The 19,001-nt window shown below is 50.6% G+C and carries 20 protein-coding genes; 9 read left to right on the top strand and 11 right to left on the bottom strand.

The window, feature by feature from the left end:
- The first annotated feature begins 34 nt into the window (after positions 1-34).
- Positions 35-658 carry an NADPH-dependent F420 reductase gene (locus B153_RS0122300; protein WP_020598968.1) on the top strand — a complete coding sequence of 208 codons (624 nt, stop codon included), beginning with the start codon at positions 35-37 and terminating at the stop codon, positions 656-658.
- 24 nt (positions 659-682) lie between these two features.
- On the opposite strand, the gene B153_RS0122295 is transcribed toward B153_RS0122300, so the two are convergent.
- The 4 genes from B153_RS0122295 to B153_RS0122280 form a co-directional block, all read right to left on the bottom strand.
- The gene (locus B153_RS0122295) at positions 683-1,054 is read right to left on the bottom strand and encodes a hypothetical protein (protein WP_020598967.1); all 372 of its coding nucleotides are present in this window, start codon (positions 1,052-1,054) and stop codon (positions 683-685) included.
- 60 nt (positions 1,055-1,114) lie between these two features.
- Positions 1,115-3,421 (bottom strand): transglycosylase domain-containing protein, encoded by a 2,307-nt coding sequence (locus tag B153_RS0122290; RefSeq protein ID WP_020598966.1) that lies wholly within the window; start codon positions 3,419-3,421, stop codon positions 1,115-1,117.
- Positions 3,422-3,537: 116 nt separating this feature from the next.
- Positions 3,538-3,990, bottom strand: coding sequence for a GNAT family N-acetyltransferase (locus tag B153_RS0122285; RefSeq protein ID WP_020598965.1), 453 nt, complete (start codon positions 3,988-3,990; stop codon positions 3,538-3,540).
- 233 nt (positions 3,991-4,223) lie between these two features.
- A complete protein-coding gene (locus tag B153_RS0122280; protein ID WP_020598964.1) occupies positions 4,224-5,255 on the bottom strand; it encodes an RluA family pseudouridine synthase in 1,032 nt (343 codons plus the stop codon).
- Between the two features lie 90 nt (positions 5,256-5,345).
- On the opposite strand from B153_RS0122280, the gene B153_RS0122275 reads away from it, so the two are divergent.
- The 4 genes from B153_RS0122275 to B153_RS0122260 all read left to right on the top strand — a co-directional run bounded on the left by B153_RS0122275 (position 5,346) and on the right by B153_RS0122260 (position 9,390).
- Complete coding sequence (locus B153_RS0122275) at positions 5,346-6,245, top strand: 1-aminocyclopropane-1-carboxylate deaminase/D-cysteine desulfhydrase (protein WP_020598963.1); 900 nt, start codon at positions 5,346-5,348, stop codon at positions 6,243-6,245.
- 21 nt (positions 6,246-6,266) lie between these two features.
- Positions 6,267-7,529 carry an acyl-CoA dehydrogenase family protein gene (locus B153_RS0122270; protein WP_020598962.1) on the top strand — a complete coding sequence of 421 codons (1,263 nt, stop codon included), beginning with the start codon at positions 6,267-6,269 and terminating at the stop codon, positions 7,527-7,529.
- 41 nt (positions 7,530-7,570) lie between these two features.
- Complete coding sequence (locus tag B153_RS0122265; protein WP_020598961.1) at positions 7,571-8,200, top strand: response regulator; 630 nt, start codon at positions 7,571-7,573, stop codon at positions 8,198-8,200.
- 116 nt (positions 8,201-8,316) lie between these two features.
- A complete protein-coding gene (locus B153_RS0122260; RefSeq protein ID WP_020598960.1) occupies positions 8,317-9,390 on the top strand; it encodes a phosphotransferase family protein in 1,074 nt (357 codons plus the stop codon).
- A gap of 16 nt (positions 9,391-9,406) precedes the next feature.
- Here the strand turns inward: B153_RS0122260 and B153_RS0122255 are convergent, their stop codons facing one another.
- From B153_RS0122255 to B153_RS0122240, 4 genes are all read right to left on the bottom strand, one after another.
- Positions 9,407-9,922 carry a DUF6169 family protein gene (locus B153_RS0122255; RefSeq protein ID WP_020598959.1) on the bottom strand — a complete coding sequence of 172 codons (516 nt, stop codon included), beginning with the start codon at positions 9,920-9,922 and terminating at the stop codon, positions 9,407-9,409.
- Entirely contained in the window at positions 9,879-10,082 is a 204-nt protein-coding gene (locus B153_RS0122250; protein ID WP_020598958.1) for a hypothetical protein, read from the bottom strand. Before B153_RS0122250 ends, B153_RS0122255 begins: the two co-directional genes overlap by 44 nt.
- 101 nt (positions 10,083-10,183) lie before the next feature.
- Positions 10,184-11,134 (bottom strand): L-threonylcarbamoyladenylate synthase, encoded by a 951-nt coding sequence (locus B153_RS0122245; protein ID WP_020598957.1) that lies wholly within the window; start codon positions 11,132-11,134, stop codon positions 10,184-10,186.
- An 85-nt stretch (positions 11,135-11,219) separates the two neighbouring features.
- Positions 11,220-11,687, bottom strand: coding sequence for an FKBP-type peptidyl-prolyl cis-trans isomerase (locus B153_RS0122240; RefSeq protein ID WP_020598956.1), 468 nt, complete (start codon positions 11,685-11,687; stop codon positions 11,220-11,222).
- Positions 11,688-11,975: 288 nt separating this feature from the next.
- On the opposite strand from B153_RS0122240, the gene B153_RS0122235 reads away from it, so the two are divergent.
- The 3 genes from B153_RS0122235 (at position 11,976) to B153_RS0122225 (ending at position 14,094) form a co-directional block, all read left to right on the top strand.
- Complete coding sequence (locus tag B153_RS0122235) at positions 11,976-12,329, top strand: YciI family protein (protein WP_020598955.1); 354 nt, start codon at positions 11,976-11,978, stop codon at positions 12,327-12,329.
- Positions 12,330-12,442: 113 nt separating this feature from the next.
- Positions 12,443-12,850, top strand: a complete 408-nt coding sequence (locus tag B153_RS0122230) for a DUF1761 domain-containing protein (RefSeq protein WP_020598954.1) — start codon at positions 12,443-12,445, stop codon at positions 12,848-12,850.
- Positions 12,841-14,094, top strand: coding sequence for an RNA polymerase sigma factor (locus B153_RS0122225; protein ID WP_020598953.1), 1,254 nt, complete (start codon positions 12,841-12,843; stop codon positions 14,092-14,094). Before B153_RS0122230 ends, B153_RS0122225 begins: the two co-directional genes overlap by 10 nt.
- Positions 14,095-14,169: 75 nt before the next feature.
- Here the strand turns inward: B153_RS0122225 and B153_RS0122220 are convergent, their stop codons facing one another.
- The 3 genes from B153_RS0122220 to fucP all read right to left on the bottom strand — a co-directional run bounded on the left by B153_RS0122220 (position 14,170) and on the right by fucP (position 17,556).
- Positions 14,170-15,090: an ROK family protein gene (locus tag B153_RS0122220; protein ID WP_020598952.1), complete on the bottom strand. Its 921-nt coding sequence runs from the start codon at positions 15,088-15,090 to the stop codon at positions 14,170-14,172.
- Positions 15,091-15,185: 95 nt separating this feature from the next.
- Entirely contained in the window at positions 15,186-16,070 is an 885-nt protein-coding gene (kduI, locus tag B153_RS0122215) for a 5-dehydro-4-deoxy-D-glucuronate isomerase (protein WP_020598951.1), read from the bottom strand.
- 223 nt (positions 16,071-16,293) lie between these two features.
- Positions 16,294-17,556 (bottom strand): L-fucose:H+ symporter permease, encoded by a 1,263-nt coding sequence (gene fucP, locus B153_RS0122210; protein ID WP_020598950.1) that lies wholly within the window; start codon positions 17,554-17,556, stop codon positions 16,294-16,296.
- Positions 17,557-17,931: 375 nt separating this feature from the next.
- Between fucP and B153_RS36840 the strand changes: the two genes are divergently transcribed.
- A complete protein-coding gene (locus B153_RS36840; RefSeq protein ID WP_020598949.1) occupies positions 17,932-18,993 on the top strand; it encodes a sensor histidine kinase in 1,062 nt (353 codons plus the stop codon).
- The last annotated feature ends 8 nt before the right edge of the window (positions 18,994-19,001 follow it).

The following is a 19,001-nucleotide window of genomic DNA, read 5'->3' as shown; positions in this document are numbered from 1 at the left end:
GGTACGGAACTATTAATCATTTATCAGACTATTAATGATGACCATTGCTATTATTGGTTCAGGCAACGTTGGTGGAGCCTTAGCCCAACGGTTTATTGAGGTCGGCCATACCGTTCTGGTTGGTGCCCGTTTTCCACTGTCCGAAAAATCGATCAAACTAGCTACAAAAATCGGGGAAGATCGATTCACCTCACCAGCCCGTGCGGTTGCCCAGGCAGAAGTTATTGTGCTGGCTACCCCGGCTATGAAAACAATAGAAGCGGTTCAGGAATTGGGCGACACCACTGGCAAAGTCATCATCGATACTATGAACACCGTTCGGGGCATGGGACCTGCCGGATTCAGCAACACCACTGATGCAATTCTGGCGAATACGGCTACTCACGATGTGGTAAAATGTTTCAATACGACTGGCTTTGAAAATTTACTTAACCCGCAGTATGGTGAACAGGCGGCCGATATGTTTGTAGCAGGCGATAGTCAGTGGGGGAAAACGGTTGCTACTCAACTGGCCAGGGAAATTGGTTTTGCTGAATGCTACGATTTGGGTGGTAACGATAAATTTACGCTCATTGAGCAACTAGCCCTAAGCTGGATTACCCTGGCCCTATTTCAGGGATATGGACGAGGTATGGCTTTTGCCGTTTTGAAACGCTGATCTGTCGCGATCCTTTACACGAATCTAATTGAAAGGGTGAGAGCTGACAATCTGGCAATCGCAACGCTTGGTCTTGGCGGGTAAGGTCACGGGCTTATCGAAGATGCTCTTTGGCGGCAGCATTCGGGAAAACGTGGTATACTTCTCTTTCAGTAGGTTGCCTGCTTCATCGTAGGCTCTGATCTTAACGGATATATCGTTGTGTGAACGAGACGATAAATTTTGAACGGCTACATTCACCGACGAAGTGACCAGTACATGATCAATATCGGAACAGTCTACGCTCAGATCGATGGTGTTGGGCGAAAGAGACGTATGATTGCGTTGCGAAACGACGATCGCAATGACCCCACCAATGACAAGAAGGACCAGAATAATTCGAATGAGTGATTTCATAGTCTAACGCAGACAGGTTGTCCGCTGATAATAGTAAAGAATGCAGACAGCCTGTCTGCCCTACGGTATATTGCCTTCTTCCTGTAATCGTTTGGCTTCTTTTTCCCGGCGTTTTTGTTCGCGCCGTTCCTGGCGAAGTTGCTTACGGGTTTTTACGGTATCGGTTGGCGTTACTTCGGTAGCTGAAGATTCGGTTCGTTCAGGTTGAGCGGTTTGCTCATCCTCCGGTTTTTTCTCATCGGCCTTCTTCCCCTTGAAAAGGCGACGAAAGAAATTACCGATTCCGGTGCCACCTTCTTCATCGTCGTCATCAAGTTCATTGCCATTCGGATTGGGCAGAAAGTCCTCCATTTGCATCGTCGTATCAACAGGAGCCACTTCATGGCGAAGTCCTTCGCGAAGCCGAACGCCATAGAAGCCATAAGCGCCCGAGTCAGGGGCTGTCAGGCCACGGCGGGCCATGATTCGTCCGATAAGGCGAAAATAACCGCGTACGTTCCGGGTTTGTAGCGTACCATCGGGTAAAAACCAGTCGAGAGCATGTTTGGGGCGGGGCACCACAAAAGCCAGGAAAATACTTTCGCCTAAGTCGAGGTCGGATGGTCGTTTGGCAAAATAATACCGGGCTGCTTCACCAATGCCATAGATATTCCGGCCCCATTCAATGATATTCAGATACACCTCGTACATCCGCTCTTTCGGAACGATATGTTGATTTTCAATAAGCCAGACAATCAGAATTTCCTCGACTTTGCGAGATAATGTCTTATTCCGGTTCAGAAACACATTCTTAACCAACTGCATCGAAATGGTACTGGCGCCCCGCTTGAAGGATTTTTCCTTGAAATTGGTAGCAATCGAAACGCGAAAAGCTTTTTCGTTGAATCCTTTGTGGGTAAAGAAATTGTAATCTTCCGAAGTCAGCAGCGCGTTACGCAGGTCTGGAGAAATCGCGTTGATTGGCGTATAATCCGGATTGGCGGGGCCAACGACAATATCACGAACCGGTTTGCCTTTTTCGTAGGGGGTATAAACAAACGGATGGTTGATTTCCGCAAAGTCCGTCTGGCCCATTTTCAGAATCTGGAACCCTTCCGATGTCATGCCGGAGTTGAATTCAACCGAATCGGGCAGGGATGTATCCAGGCGGAACGTAACATCGTATTTTAGTTTACCAGCCACCTTCATCCCTTCGAGCGATTCAAAAAGCCCTTGTGGGAATGAGTTGAACAGCGACTGAGCGTCCATTTGGCCCGTATGAAGCTGAACTTCATAAATTTTCCCCGGTCCTGCAGACTCTTCTTCCTCCGAAGTGGTATGGCGAGCCTGCTTCAGGTTCGACTGTTCCGACGTTTCGGAAAGCGTATATTTCAAGAAAGGATGAGCACTCACTTCGCCCAGATGGAGGGTTGATGAGCTATCGACACCTACGTAATTTTCACCAACGAACAGGTGCGCATCCATAGCTGCTCGAGGAACCAGAACGTCTGTACGAGCAATAGCAGGGTGGTTGATCCGTAAATTTCGAACCGAGCCAGCACCTTCCATCCGAAACTCGCTACCCGATCGATCCACATCATGCAGTTCGGCCCGTAGGGTATCTACCTGTACTTTTAAGTTGTATTTTTTCTGGATATACGGTATTTCAATCGGCTTACCATCGGCATATAGGGCCAGATTGTATTCCCGATCGGCTGGATCGGCGGTTCCGGCCAGATGCCAGGTCGCTTCATTCCCGTTCAGAAGGATGGTAGATCGAACCTCTTCGTCCTGAATAACAGCCGTTTTGGTCAGCAGGTTCAGCGTATCGTTATTGTCCATTACCCGAAACGCCAGATTGTTCACATTCAGGTCGTCGGGAATTTTAGAAAGGATGTTATCGATCAGATTTTCAGCGACTTCGGATAAGTCTGTTTTGCGGCTGGTTTCTCGGGGCGATTCCTCAACGGCGGTAGAGTCCCGCTTTTTGTGGAGTAGAAAATCGATGTTCGACAGCGAATCCCGCTTGACAACCTGAATAAATCCATTGTCGAGTAACATGCCAGACAGCCCAATCTTTCCCGTCAGCAGGGGCCAGAACCGAACGGCTACTTCTACTTGCTGAATGTGGGCCAGACTATCGCGATCTTCGGGTACGACCGAAATATCCTGAAACGCTACCGAACTCAGGCCGGTAAATTTGGCCGAGCCGATGTGTACGTTTAGTTTATAGTCACGTTTGGCTTTACGGATGGCCCGTTCAAGTGTGGACTGTAAAAGACTTTCCCGTTTGGAGTAGGCAATACCCGCTCCCACACAGGCCAGTAAAAAAATACTCAGAAATACCCATCCCGCAATTCGGAGGGCTTTTTGTTGACGATACGTCATGCTCGGTCACAATTCGCGAACCACAAAGATAAGGGTTTATTGGCAAAGGGCATGGGGTACGGGGCAGCGGGTTAAGCACTAAATGTAACCTCTGCCCCGTACCCCATGCTCTTTGCTCAAAAATCCAGATGGCAGTTGGTCCAGCCGTCGTCGAAACGGGTGCCAAATTGTTTATAGAAACCGATGGCGGGTTCATTCCAGTCGAGTACCTGCCACATCATACCCGTGCAATTGGTTTCGCGGGCTGTTTCGATGGTCGCGTCCAGAAGTAGTTTCCCAATTCCATAGCCCCGAAATTCTTCTTTGACGATGATATCTTCCAGATACAATCGTTTGCCTTTCCAGGTTGAATAGCGATAGAAGTACAGCGCCATGCCAACGAGTCGTTGGCTGTCGGAGTCTTCGGCAACGAGCATCCGAAAAAGAGGATTAGGGCCAAAGCCATCCAGTGCCATCTGTTCGACGGTGTTTGTAACTTCATCGGCGGCTCGTTCATAAATGGCCAGTTCCATAACTAGCTCAAACGCTTCGGGGACATCTTCAAGGGTGCCGGGACGAATTGAAATCATTGGTAATGAGGATGATGAATGATGAATGAGTTTCGGTTAGCGATTGCTTTGTACTGAGAGAATACTACTGTTAATTTCAGCCGTTTATCTGCACGGCAATAAATACGGTCAATTGGGTTGGTAGTTAGATCGTATCAAGCTGTTGGTAACACCGAATAGTGGACACGGCAAACCGAAAAGTTTTATCAGGCACAATATTATCTTTTTTCGTTAATTTATCTACACAAAATTCATCATTCATCGTTCAGCATTCGCTTACGCCATTTGTCCAGAGCGGCCTGAAAATCGTCGGGTAAGGCTGAGTCGAACTGGAGCCACTGGCGGGTACGGGGATGAACGAAACCCAGCGATTTGGCATGAAGCGCCTGACGAGGTAGCAGCTTGAAGGCATTATCGACAAACGCTTTGTAGCTTCCAACGGGATTGCCGCGCAGAATCCGGTCGCCCCCATACATGGCATCGTTGAAAAGAGGATGACCGATGTGCTTCATGTGCGCCCGAATCTGGTGGGTACGCCCGGTTTCCAGATTGCACTGGACCAGCGCCACCTGGCGCAGGGTTTCCAGGGTCTTGTAGTGGGTAACGGCCCATTTGCCTTTGCTTTCATCGTCGTAGATAGCCTGTACTTTGCGATCACGGACGGATCGGCCAATGTAGCCGGTAATGCTACCGTCGGGTGGATTCGGGATGCCCCAAACCAGGGCGTTGTAGGTTCGTTCGATGGTATGCTCAAAAAACTGTCGGGCCAGGTGCGTCATCGCGTACTCCGTTTTGGCGATCACCATCAACCCCGAAGTATCTTTGTCGATCCGATGAACAAGACCGGGCCGTATCTCACCATTCCGTGAAGTGGGTAAATGCTGAAAATGATAAACCAGACCATTTACGAGCGTGCCATCCCAGTTGCCATGAGCCGGATGGACTACCATACCCGCCGGTTTATTAAGCACCAGCACATCCTCATCTTCGTAAACAATGTTGAGTGGAATGTTTTCGGGCTTAATGTCGGTGTCGCGGGGAGGATGCGCCAGCGAAATTGTGATCACATCGGCCGGTTTAACTTTATAGCTGGCTTTGGTGAGGTTACCATTGACCCGAACAGATTCGGCATCGATAGCGGCCTGGATTTTGGTTCGGGTGGCGTTCGAGAGTCGATCCATCAGAAAACGGTCGATGCGCAGCAGACTCTGCCCCTTATCGACCACAATCCGGTGATGCTCGTATAATTCTTCCTCTTCCGAAAAATCCTCAGCTATATCGGTCATATTCTCAAAAATTTGGCGAATTTACGACGTAACGCGGACATCCTGTCTGCTGATATCTTTAAACAATGCGGACAGGTTGTCCGCGTTACGATGCTTTCAACGCTCCAACCGCTTGCCAATCCTTTCCCTGAGCCGGTTAACATTCGGTTGCTGCTTAAACGGGACGATCTCCTGCATCCGCATATATCAGGTAACAAGTGGCGGAAGCTCAACTATAACCTGCTGGCCGCTCGGGATCAGGGGTTCGATACATTGCTGACGTTTGGCGGGGCCTTTTCCAATCATTTATACGCTACGGCCGCTGCGGGTCAGGCATTTGGTTTTCGAACCATCGGTATCGTACGGGGGGATGAACTGGCTCAGGCACCGCGTAATAAAACCTTACAGGCTTGTGAAGCCTATGGGATGAGGCTTCACTTTGTCAGCCGCACCGCCTATCGGCAAAAGGAGGAGGCTGCTTTTCAGGCGGGTTTGATCGCACAAGTTGGTCCCTGTTATATCCTGCCTGAAGGAGGAACTAACGAATTAGCCGTTCGGGGAACCGCCGAAATTATTCCAGAAATTATCGCGCAGTTGGGCACAGTTCCTGACTTTGTCTGCTGCCCGGTTGGGACGGGCGGAACCGTAGCGGGGCTGGCTCGTTCGGCTCCCGCAGAAACGCAGGTACTTGGCTTTGTGGTACTCAAAGCAGATTCTGGCTTCTCGCTTCAGATTGACGAGTATGCAGCATTCGCACCGACTAAGCTAAACCTTATCCAAGATTACCACTCTGGCGGGTATGCCCGAACGACTCCGCAACTGATTGAGTTTATTCGAACGTTTGAGCAAAAAACGGGCATTCTACTGGAGCAGGTCTATACCGGAAAGATGTTGTTCGGGATTTACGACCTTGCCCGGCGCGGTTATTTTCCGGAAGGAGCGACGGTTGTGGCCGTACATACGGGCGGATTACAGGGCAGGAGTGAGGAGCTGACGATGCCGATTCCATGAAAAAATCTACTAATTTCCGGCATGGAAACCATTTTCACTACCGAACGTGTTCGCCCGTTGCTGGCGCAGGTTCGCGCGTTTGTCGAAGCCGAGCTGATTCCGCTCGAAGCCGATTTTTCGCACCAGAACCTGAAAGCGATCCTGCCAATTCTCGATCAGAAACGGGAACAGGTCAAAGCGGCTGGTCTTTGGGGGCTGGCACTTTCCAAAGACGAAGGTGGGCATGGACTGACGCTTTGCGAGTTCGGGCAGATCAGCGAAGTGTTGGCCTACGCCCCATTCTTTGGACACTATGTATTTGGTTGTCAGGCTCCCGACATTGGCAATATCGAACTCCTGCATAAGTTCGCATCACCTGAACTGAAAGAGCAGTATCTGAAACCATTGATGGCGGGTGAAATCCGTTCGTGTTTTTCCATGACCGAGCCCGATTTTGCTGGCTCGAATCCGACGCGCATGGCCACGCTGGCCGTGCGGGAAGGGGATGAATACGTGATTAATGGTCGAAAATGGTTCACCTCCTCGGCCGATGGGGCTGCCTTTGCCGTGGTGATGGCCGTAACCAATCCAGAAGCTGCACCGCACCAGCGAGCCAGTATGATCATTGTGCCAACCGATACGCCCGGCTTTGTCATAGAGCGAAATATTCCCGTCTTTGGGGAAGCGGGTGAAGGCTGGTTTAGCCACGCCGAAGTGACCTATACCAACTGTCGGGTGCCCGTTTCGAACGTCATTGCGGGTGAGGGGATGGGGTTTCGATTGGCACAGGAACGGCTGGGGCCGGGGCGTGTACACCATTGTATGCGTTGGATCGGCAATGCCGAAAAAGCACTGGATCTGTTGTGCAAACGGGCCGCCACCCGCGAGATCGAAGAAGACGTGATGCTCGGTGAAAAACAGTTCATCCAGGACTTTATTGCCGAAAGCCGGGCCGAGATTGATGCCTGTCGACTCTATGTGCTCAATACGGCCTATATGATTGATACCGTTGGCGTAAGCAACGTTCGCGAGGCTGTATCAGCCATTAAATTCTATGTGGCTAATGCGTTCCTGCGGGTGCTGGATCGGGCTATTCAGGTGCATGGGGCGCTGGGCGTTACGGACGATACGGTGCTGTCGGCTATGTATCGGCACGAACGGGGTGCCCGCATCTGGGACGGAGCCGACGAAGTACATAAGCAGAATCTAGCCATTAGCATCCTGAAAGGGTACGGTCTGGACATTAAGCAAAAGACAAAAGAAATCCGACAGTTCCGTAAACAAATGGCAGCACGGCAGGGATAAGTGTTTATATTAGGGTTGCTTCGTGTTAAACCAGGAAACCTATGCCCTTACGGCTTATTATAGCGGATGATCACCCTCTACTGGTTGACGGGGTACGCTCGGTGCTCGACGAGATGGAGGAGGTAGAGGTACTTGACCCTGTCACCAATGGTCATCAGCTAGTGGACCGGCTGCAAAAACAAGCGATCGATCTGGTCTTGCTCGATCTGAATATGCCGCATATGGATGGTATCGCCACCCTGACGACGCTGAAAGAAAAACTGCCCACGCTCAAAGTAATCATCTTTACCAGTTACGATCAGCCGAAGTTGATTAAAGAAATGAAAGCATTAGGGGCTGATGGGTACATACTGAAAACCAGTAGTTCGGCCACGCTGAAAAGGGCTATTCGGGCGGTGGCTGCTGGCGAAAACTGGTTTCCTGAAACAGGTGCAACGGGCCATACATCAGAGCGACTGGTCGACGACTTCACCGTTAAATACCAGATTACCAAACGCGAGGTCGAGATTATCCGGCTCGTCGTACAGGGCTATTCGACCCGCCAGATTGGTGAACGGCTGTTTATCAGCGAATTTACGGTCAACGCTCACCGCCGGAACATTGCCCGTAAATTGGGCATCGACACGCCCATTGCTTTGCTCAATTTTGCCAGAGAACAAGGGCTTGTTTAGGCTCGATAGAGGTCACCAGGCAGCAAGCCTGAATACTGAGTTTTAATGTCCAACAGGCATAAAGTAGGCTGTAGGCTTTAAACGCTTTACATCCTACTTTTTACATCCTACATCTGATGATTGCTCCTGATATGCCCCGGTCGGTTCGGGTAGGCGACGAACTGGATCGGGTTCGTTTAAATGCGTACCTCCATGAACACGCTCCCGATATGGGTGAGGTTACGGAGATACGACAGTTTCCGGGTGGGTTTTCAAACCTGACATACTGGCTCAAAACTACCGATGGCGAGTATGTACTCCGACGACCTCCCGTTGGGGCCAATATCAAAGGGGGGCACGATATGGGCCGGGAGTTTCGGGTGCTGTCGCTGCTGAATGGGCAGTACAACAAAATACCCGAACCCATCGTGTATTGCGAAACGACCGATGTACTTGGAGCCCCCTTTTACATCATGAAACGCGTTTCGGGTATTATTCTGCGGGCAACAATGGCACCCGGTCTGGAACTCGCTCCCGAACGAATGCGCCAACTTTCGGAAGCCCTGATCGATAACCTGGTTGCCATTCATCGACTGGATATAGTCGCAACCGGACTTGGTCAGCTCGGTAAACCCGACGGCTACGTACAGCGACAGGTAGAAGGCTGGATCGGGCGATACCGACAGGCCGAAACGGATAAAATTCCGGCCATGGATCAGGTTGGTAACTGGCTTCAGCAGCACTACCCCCGCAAACAACCTCCGGCTTTTCTGCACAACGATTATAAGTACGATAATGTAATTCTGGCCGCTGACAAAGCAACGGGTGAGCCAATGCCGGAAATAAAAGGTGTACTGGATTGGGAAATGGCAACGGTCGGCGATCCGCTGATGGACCTGGGCGCTACTCTGGCGTATTGGTCAGAAGCCGAGGACAGTCCGGCCTATCGAAATTTTAATCTGACGTGGCTTCCCGGCAACCTTACCCGGCGAGAAGTCGTAGCTCATTACGAAAGGCAAAGTGGCCGTGACCTGACCGATATTTTATTTTATTACGTTTTCGGGCTTTACAAAAATGCCGTGATCGCCCAGCAGATTTATGCACGCTGGAAGCAGGGCTACAGCCAGGACGCCCGTTTCGGCCACTTACTGCCTATGATTATTGAACTGGCGACTAAAGCGGCTGATGCTATTGAGCAGGAAGTGATTTGATGCGAAAGTTACCGGCTTATTTATCTTGCTGATTCGCTGTGATCAGCTCACTAAAGGCAACAATCAGGCGTTGCTGATACGGATTTGAACTTTTGATAACGAACGATACGAAGTAGATTTCACCAGAATCGTCCTGCAAACGATCATTGAATTGTATGTAATTGTCCCCACCGTAAAGAGTCAGCCAACTGGAAAATTTGCGTTGTCTGGCCTCACCGCGTTTATCGGAAGTATCGCAGATGTAAACCACAATACGTTCATGCTGCTCAAAAAAGATACTGAAAATGGCCGTGAGTGTAGGAGGAACCAGCGTATCGCGTGGGGGGCGTTTTCCGGTCGGGTTGTCAATGACAACGATACTCATCTCAAAGACAAACGGCTCCAGGTCAGGGTCGTTTGCGAAAATATAGCCGCTTGGCTTAAAGCGGATTTCATAGACGATCGAATTGCTCGTTTCAAAAACGAATACATTGGGAGTGGTAAGATCATTACGGAATCGGTAACCTAACGATGGGAGTTCCTGCTTCTTCATTTTTACGTCGTAATTCCTCAACCAACGCCTGTTTGGCAGGGTTGTTTTTGTATTCATCGATAGCCTCTTGCTCAGCGGCTTTCTTGTTGGCCATCATACGTCGGGCAATGGCTAACGACCGCTCACGGCGTTCGTTTTTCTTTATTTCTTCGGAGGTCATGATTGATCGTAGTTGATATCTAAATCAGCGTTTTTGCGAATAGCATTGTGCTTTGTCGCAAAACTACAGATAAATATATAACAAAAATGGTGACAAAAAAATTACTGTACACTGGCTCGTCGTAGTCGGTCGTTCATGGCCCAGCCGAGTCCCTGATTGGGTAAAGGTTCGGCATAAATGACATCGACGGGTGCTGAATCCAGAGCACGGAGATAGGCAAACAGGTTTTTGGCGGCTTCAGTCAGGTCGCCGGTAGGAGAGAGGATGCGTTGATTTTCGGATAGAATCCCGCCAAAGGGTTCTCGAAAGGCCAATGCGCCCACCCGCTCACCCAGTTGTGGGCTTTCGCCCGGTTGCAGCAGGATCAGCGGTTTACGGGGGGCATAATGGCTGCTCAGCATTCCGGGCGCTTTAGGATTCGATGTTGAGTGCGTGCGAACCTCAACCGGACCAATCACCTGTTCCATCTGTTCAATAGCTAGTCCCCCCAATCGGAACACCGTAGGCTGATTCGCTTCAAAGCCTACAATGGTTGATTCAAGACCGACGCCTGCGGCTCCTCCGTCCAGAATATACGGCACCTGATTACCAAGCTGGTCGGCTACATGCTGAGCCGTAGTAGGACTGATGTATCCAAACGGGTTTGCGCTGGGTGCGGCCAGGGGAAAATCCAGCGAACGCAGTAGGGCCAGGGTAAGGGGATGATGGGGTATTCGCACCGCTACGCGCGGCAAGCCAGAGGTGACCAGATCAGGGATGATGTCTTGCCTGGGCAGGAGCAACGTAAGCGGGCCTGGCCAGAACGTGGCAGCTAGCTTTTGAGCAGCTTCCGGAATCTCTGAAACAAATTGGCTCAGCTTATCGAGGGAATCCGTATGGACAATGAGCGGATCGAAGGAGGGGCGATTCTTAACCCGAAAAATGGTTAGTACCGCGTCGGGGTTGAGTGCATTACCCGCTAATCCGTAAACGGTTTCGGTGGGAATACCTACCACATTTCCCGCTTCCAGAAACGCCTTTGCTACCTGTATGTCAGTGCCGATCTGTGACATGGGCGCAAAGATACGGCTTTTAGGCATAGGGGTAAGGGCATAGGCAAATTCTCTCCTATTCCCTTACCCCTATGCTCTATGCTTTTTAATGATGACCACCAGGGCCGTGGACATGGCCGTGTGCTAATTCCTCGGGGCTGGCATCGCGGACTTCGATCACTTCTACATCGAAATGCAGATTCTGGTCGGCCAGCGGATGGTTTGCATCAACGGTAATATTCTCAGGATCAACGCCAGTTACGGTAACTACCTGACCATCGTTTGTTTGAAATTGCATCCCAACTTCTATGTTCTGACCACCAAATGCCCGGCGGGGGACTGCCTCAACAAGTTGTGGGTCACGTTTGCCGTAGCCTTTTTCGGGCGAAACATCAATTTGGAAATGATCGCCTGTTGTGCGGCCTTCCAGCCCTTCTTCCATACCCGGAATCAGGTTTTGGGCCCCGTGCAGATAATACAACGGATCGCGGCCCTGGCTCGAATCCAGAATCGTGCCCTGATCATCGCGCAGGGTATAATGGATGGCGGCTACCTTGTTTTTTGTAATGTTCATGATTGGTTTTTTTACAACACCCCCTGTTATGGCAGTGCCTTCTTTTTAGTACAACAAGTAAACGGGGAAAGTTGCTTTTTAAATGATAAAATGGCAGACCTTCCGGGTCGTATCGGTCTTTCTCGTAACGAATAAGCTCATTTTTTGCGAAACTTACTGTCGCAATTTCGCGTGCATAACCACTTGGTAAACGAAAAAGATTTTTTTTTGCTTACCTGTCCGATTTACCGAAACTCGTTCGTCTTAGTGACGAAAACAAATCAATAACTTCCAAAACAATCAAATCGTATGGACAAATTTATGCTCGTCTTTCACTCGCCGTATTCTCAGGAAACCGCATTTATGGAAATGTCGCCCGAAGCCATGCAGGCCGAAATTCAGAAATGGAATACCTGGATCGGGGGTATTGCTGCCCAGGGAAAACTAATTGGAACCGACGCTCTGGCACCCGTCGGAAAAACGATGACCAAAGGCGGACAGGTTATTACGGATGGGCCGTTTACCGAAGGGAAAGAAATTGTAGGTGGCTATATGCTACTGACAGCGGCCAGTCTGGACGAAGCCGTCGAACTGGCGAAGGGCTGCCCTATGTTCGATTCGGATGGTACCGTTGAAGTACGGCCGATCATCAACTTCGAGTAGGCATTTCTGGGTTCTGCTAATCTATGGATCGGTTTATTCCAACTTGCCGGATTAGCAGAACCCAGACTTCCCTAAACCCTAAACCGTTAATTCGATCGACCCGCTTTTTCAACATGGACATTTCAACCCTCAACTGGGCGGCCATTCTGGTCGCTACGCTGGCCAATTTTTTAATCGGTGGAGTATGGTATTCTGGACTGTTGTTCGGGAAGGCATGGATGGCCGAAAATAACTTCTCGAAGGCTGACTTGCAGCAAGGCAATATGCCCAGGATTTTTGGCCTGACTCTCCTGTTTTCATTCGTGATGGCCTTCAACCTGGCGATGTTTCTGAACGATGCTAAAACAACGACGAGTTGGGGCGCTATGGCTGGGTTTCTGGCCGGTTTCGGGTGGGCCGCTATGTCGATTTTTGTGATCGGACAGTTTGAACGAAAAACAACCCGATACATGCTGATTCACGGTGGGTATGTAACGATTAGTTTTATCGTCATGGGACTTATTTTAGGTGGATGGCGTTAACAGGAAACGAATCCAATCAACTGGTAGCCCATCTGTTTCGGCACGAGGCTGGCCGGATTGCGTCGGTATTGACCTGTATGTTTGGGTTTGACCGGCTCGATCTGGCCGAAGATATTGTGCAGGATACGATGGTGCAGGCTTTACAGAGCTGGCGATTTCACGGCGTTCCGGATAATCCGAGAGCGTGGCTGTATCGGGTGGCCCGCAACAAAGCTCTGGATGTAGTTCGTCGTGAAAAACGCTTTCGGGAAATGAGTACCGAAACCGCGTATGGGCATCAACAGGAAAACGCCGATACGATGCAGGATCGCTACTTTTTCGATGAAGAAATCACCGACAGCCAGTTGCGGATGCTGTTTGCGATCTGCCATCCAGCTATTGGGGCCGAGTCGCAGATGGCGATGTGCCTGAAAATTCTGTGCGGTCTAAGCGTTCGGGAGATAGCCGGAGCCTTTCTGACGACTGAAGAAACGATTGCCAAACGGATCTACCGGGCCAAAGAAAAGCTTCGGCAGGATGGCATTCAACTCGAAGTGCCGACGGGCGCTCAGTTGCTGGTTCGGCTGGATGCTGTTCTGAAAAGTATCTATCTGCTGTTCAGCGAGGGGTACAATTCGTCGAATTCCGATCAACTGATTCGGCAGGATTTATGTGAAGAGGCCATGCGGCTCTGTCTGCTGCTGGCCCAGACTCCGCGTACCCAGCGGCCATCGGTCGATGCGTTATTGGCACTCATGTGCTTTCAGGCTGCCCGTTTCGATGCCCGGACCGATGCGAATGGAGCCATTATTCTGTTAGCCGATCAGGACCGGAGTCGATGGAACCAGACGCTCATCCAACAGGGACATATCTACCTGAATCGTTCGGCTGAGGGCGCAGGGCCCAGCGAATACCACCTCGAAGCGGGTATTGCCATGCTCCATTGTATAGCACCTACTTACGAAGCGACCAGTTGGTCAACGGTATTGATGTATTATGACTTGCTGCTGGCACTAAAGCCATCGCCCGTGGTTGCGTTGCATCGGGCCGTTGCGCTGGCTAAAGTGGAAGGGCCACAAAAAGCGTTGATCGAAGTGGCCAATTTATCCGGGTTGGATGCCATGCACCATTACCACGCAGTTCTGGGAGATTTGTATGAACAATGTGGCCAAGTTGAGCCCGCCCGGATTCATTACCAGCGAGCTATGCAGCTTACTACATCTATGGCTGAAAAGGAATTGTTGAGGAGGAAGACAGAAAGATAGAAAAGCAGAAAGGCGTAAAAGGTGAACGCATTTTATCCATTCACCCTTTACGCCTTTCTGCTTTACGTCTTTAGTTTATATCAACGCGGCCCCAAACACCCCGGCACTGTCGCCCAGTTTAGGCTTGAGAAAGAGCGTATTAAGCCGACCGTCGTTGAAGACGTATTTTTTTGCACGCTCAACGCCCTCGGTATAGAGTAAATCAACATTACCGACGCCCCCGCCCAGAATGATCGCATCTGGATCGAGCATATTGACAATAGTAGATACGGCCCGGCCGAAATACTCCAGCATCCGTTCGACGGTGGCTTCGGCATAGGGGTCGATGCGCTGGTGATAGCGGTCGAGAATTTCTTTGAGATTCCGGTTTTCGCCACTTTGTTCGAGGTAGAACCGCTGGAGGGCTGGCCCCGAAATAACCTGTTCATTGCAGCCACGTTTGCCGCAGTAACAGGCATAGCCGTTTTCTTCCAGAATGTTATGGCCCCATTCGCCCCCAATTCCTTGTCGGCCAGCCTGCACAACCGCCTGTCCATCCATCCCCCGAAAGACAACACCCCCGCCGACGCCCGTTCCGAGGATAACGCCAAATACGGTGCGGTAGTCGGGAACGACATCCTGTACAATGCCCATAGTGGCTTCGGAAAGGGCAAAGCAATTGGCATCGTTGGTGGTGGTGACGGGAATGCCCAAAGCTCGAATCAGATCATCGCGGAAGGGCATTCCGTTGATGCAGGTCATGTTCGAGTTTTTCATGGTTCCCAGGCCGGGGTCCAGCGTACCCGGGGTGCAGAAGCCGATTTTGTCGGGCGTGATACCGGTTTCGGCTTTGAGAAGATTGATGAGCTTAACGATCTGGTTGATAATATGCTCGTAGCCGTAATGAGCTTCCGTGTCGATGCGTTTGCGGATCAGGACTGCGTTGGGCGACGGAGCCGTTAAAACGACCCCTTCAATTTTGGTCCCACCCAGGTCAACACCCCAGTAAGTTTGCATTAGGTAATGGGTTCAGGTTTAGTGGTTCAGGTTTAACAGGTCAAGTTTTTTATAATCAACGAGCTTGACCTGTTAAACCTGAAACCTGAAACCGTTTAGCGAAGTTCGGTAATGGGGCTGAAATCCATGTCGCCATAGTCGAGGTTTTCGCCTGCCATCCCCCAGATAAAGGTATAATTGGAGGTGCCTGCCCCGGAGTGGATCGACCAGTTGGGGGAGATCACAGCCTGCTCATTCTGCATCCAGATATGACGGGTTTCCTGCGGCTGGCCCATGAAATGACAAACGCTTTGCCCTTCGGGAACTTCAAAATAGAAATACACTTCCATCCGTCGGTCGTGCGTATGAGCAGGCATAGTATTCCAGATGCTTCCGGCTTTCAACTCGGTCATGCCCATTTGCAGCTGACAGGTGGGTAATACACTGTTAACCAATAGTTTATTGATGGTTCGGTGGTTGGCGGTTTCCAGACTGCCTAACGTTACGACATCGGCTTCGGCCCGCGATACCTTCCGGGTGGGGTAGTTGCGGTGAGCAGGGGTAGAATTCAGGTAGAATTTGGCCGGTTTGGCCTCGTCGTGCGACAGAAACTGTACATCCTGGATTCCCTGACCAACGTAAAGGGCTTCTTTGTATTCCAAATCGTAAGCGACACCACCCGCAATCACCCGCCCTGGTCCACCAACGTTGATAATCCCTAGTTCCCGACGCTCGAGGAAATAAGCGGCCTTGAGTTGGTCGGGAGCTTCCAGTGTAAGGGTTCCGGCTACGGGCATAATCCCACCCGTCAGGTAGCGGTCGAAAAACGATAACACCCAGCGGAATTGGTCGGCAACGAATAAGGTTTCGATGAGGAAATTCTGCCGAAGCTGCTCGGTATTCATGCCTTTCACTTCATTGGGCGAGGAAGCGTACCGACTTTCAAACGTAACGGTCTGTTCTGCCCGTTTATCGGCCACTGTGGTCAATTCAGTTTGCATATTAGGGTTGCCTGTTGTTGGCAGGCGTTTAGGCGTATAAGGTAAACCTGGCGGAGAATAGTTATCTATTGAGTAGAGTTATTCCGGACGTATACTAAAATAGTCGTCAGGCGGCCTGTAATACTCCCTTTTTGGTCGAATATTTTTGGTTTGGTGTCCGTAGGATGATCGGTAGTAGACCAATTCATTCAAACGCTGCACGCCAGCCGTTACGCACACATCGCTACCTGACTTTAGAAAACTTAGCGCCAAATAAGAAAATAACGGCGTAACAGATGATGGGTAGGTAGTAGGCCGAAGCAATATCTTTATCGGCAATCTGGCCCATAAGTGGCGGGAAGAGCGCACCCCCAACCACACCCATGACAATATAGGACGAAGCCTGCTGCGTATGCTTGCCTAAGCCCTTCAGACCCAGACTGAAAATGGTGGGAAACATGATGCTGAAGAAGAAGTTGAGCATGATGAGAGCAATAAACGACGTCCAGCCCCAGCTTTGCGCAATCAGCAGGCACATGGTGATACTGCCCAGAGCGAAACCCGCCAGTAGTTTATTCGGCGCAATGAATCGCATCAGATACGTTCCCACAAACCGCCCGATCATCATCATGACCATGCTGAATGAGAAGTAATACGATGCTTTTTCGGCGGGGAAGCCCATTTTTTCGACGCCGTAGTTGATAAAGAACGCCCAGGTTCCACCTTGCGCGGCCACATTGAACAACTGCGCAATGGCTGCCCAGATAAAATGAGGATGCTGAAACAGGGTTTTAGGCGCTTTTAAATCAGCCGGTTCGGTTGGAACGGCATAGGCATCGGCTTCGGCTTCGAGCGAATGAGCGTCCTGAACAGGAGGAACCTTAACGAAGGAAAACGCAATGGCAATGCTCAGAATGACCCCGCCAATAATAACATACAGCATCTTGACGGATTCGAGGTCGTTGGAATGTTCCTGACCACCTCGCAGGATGAAATACCCACCCAGCAGCGGCCCAATTACAGCGCCTAACCCATTGAACGATTGCGCGAAATTGATACGCTGATCGCTGGTCCGTTGATCGCCCAGGCCAGCCACAAAGGGGTGGGCAACGGTTTCCAGCGTAGCCAGTCCACAGGCCAGGATGAACAAAGCCCCCCGAAAAAAACCAAAGGACTCAGCATTGGCCGCCGGAACGAACAAAAAAGCCCCGATCGCATACAGCCCCAGCCCAAGCAGAACGCCGTTTTTGTATCCAAAGCGTTTCATGAACAGGCCCGCTGGTATACCCATGACGGCATAGGCCCCAAAAATGGAAAACTGCACCAGCCCCGACTCGGCCTTCGATACATGCAATACGTTCTGAAAATGTCGGTTCAATACATCGCCCATCGTAATGGCAATGCCCCACAACATGAACAGGGAGGTGACGAACACAAGGGTAACGAGGTATTTGTTTTCGGTAAAAGCGGCCGGTTTCGATTTGTCCGCCAGGGATGTTGCCTGCATGAGAGTCGGTTAATTAATAGGTTTTGCCAATGGGATGAATCCCAATTTTGACATGAAGATGCGTTTTCGTTCTGAAAAAGTATCGGGTGGGTGTAAAATACCCTTTTGCGTCGGATTTGGTAGAAATCGGTGTGCCGGTGTAACAATACCCCGCGTCTCATGTTCGGATGGTTTTTATCTCCTTATTTTGAGGTTATGGTTGTGGCAACTGTATTGCTGACGCACAGGAGACGTGATACCTCACGTCTCTACATAGACGGAACTGAACTCGCAAAGGCATAAAAGCTAACCCTCAAATTGTCAGCCTGAACCCCTACTTTGTCAGCTTCACTAGCTTACCGCCTGTAAAACGTTGGGACCTGCGTATCTTCGGGTATGAATGTTCGTTTGTCATGGCGGCAGATCGCCGGAGTGGCCTCGCTGATTATTGGCGTCCTGGTGAACCTGCCCTTGTTGCGATTGACGGCTCGGGCGCGGCTGGCCTTTTTGCCAGGAGCGCCCGACGTGGGGCCGGGGCTGGCGGTAAGCCGTCTGATTTTTCACGTCCTCTTTGCCTTCTTCATTATCGAACTCAACCGATATGTTCTCGGTCGAAAGCTATACCGTACGCGGTTTGGTCTGGTGGGTTGGTACGGGGTCAATTTCGTACTGTATGTGGTTTTAACGGGCACATTTGCGGCATTGCTCGTATTCTGGTATCCCGATCGACCCATTCTGGTGGTTATAACATCCTACTTTCGCAGTTTTTTTGTTTGGGTAACCGCCCTGCCAATTGGTTATTTTCTGACCGTTCTCCAGGAGAACCGGGCTATACAGGCCGAGAATGAGCAGTTAAAACAACAAAGCCTGCAAGCTCAGCTCGACACCCTCCGGGCACAGCTTAACCCACACTTTCTGTTCAATTCGCTCAATGCCCTCAGTTCGCTCATTCGGGAGGGCGGGCCGAGGAGCCAGCAATATCTGGCGAAGTTGTCGCAGGTATTACGGTACTCCTTACAAACCCAGCAACAGACGCTGGTCGCATTTGCCGACGAAATGCAGTTTACCTCCGCCTACTCGTATCTGCTGTCGATCCGGTTTGGTACGAATCTGTGCATCGAAAATGCGTTGCCGACACAGGCTCCCTGGCTGATTCCGCCGATGTCGTTGCAACTGCTGATCGAAAATGCGGTCAAGCATAACGTTGTCTCAAACGCCCGACCTCTCACCATCCATCTAAGCACGGATGCGGTACATGAATGGATTGTTGTTCGGAATGCCCGCCAGCCCAAATCGGAGCCGACCGACGGCATAGGGAGCGGTTTGTCGAACCTGGATAGTCGATATCGGTTACTGACTGGCAGATCGATTCAGGTTCTCCGAACAGACAACGAGTTTAGCGTGCAGTTGCCGATTATACCGCTAACGTCCGAACAGCCTGTAAACCAACTTCTGTAAACCGAAAG

The organism is Spirosoma panaciterrae DSM 21099 (assembly GCF_000374025.1).
Classification (GTDB): domain Bacteria; phylum Bacteroidota; class Bacteroidia; order Cytophagales; family Spirosomataceae; genus Spirosoma; species Spirosoma panaciterrae.
This window is presented reverse-complemented; position numbering and strand designations above follow the sequence as displayed.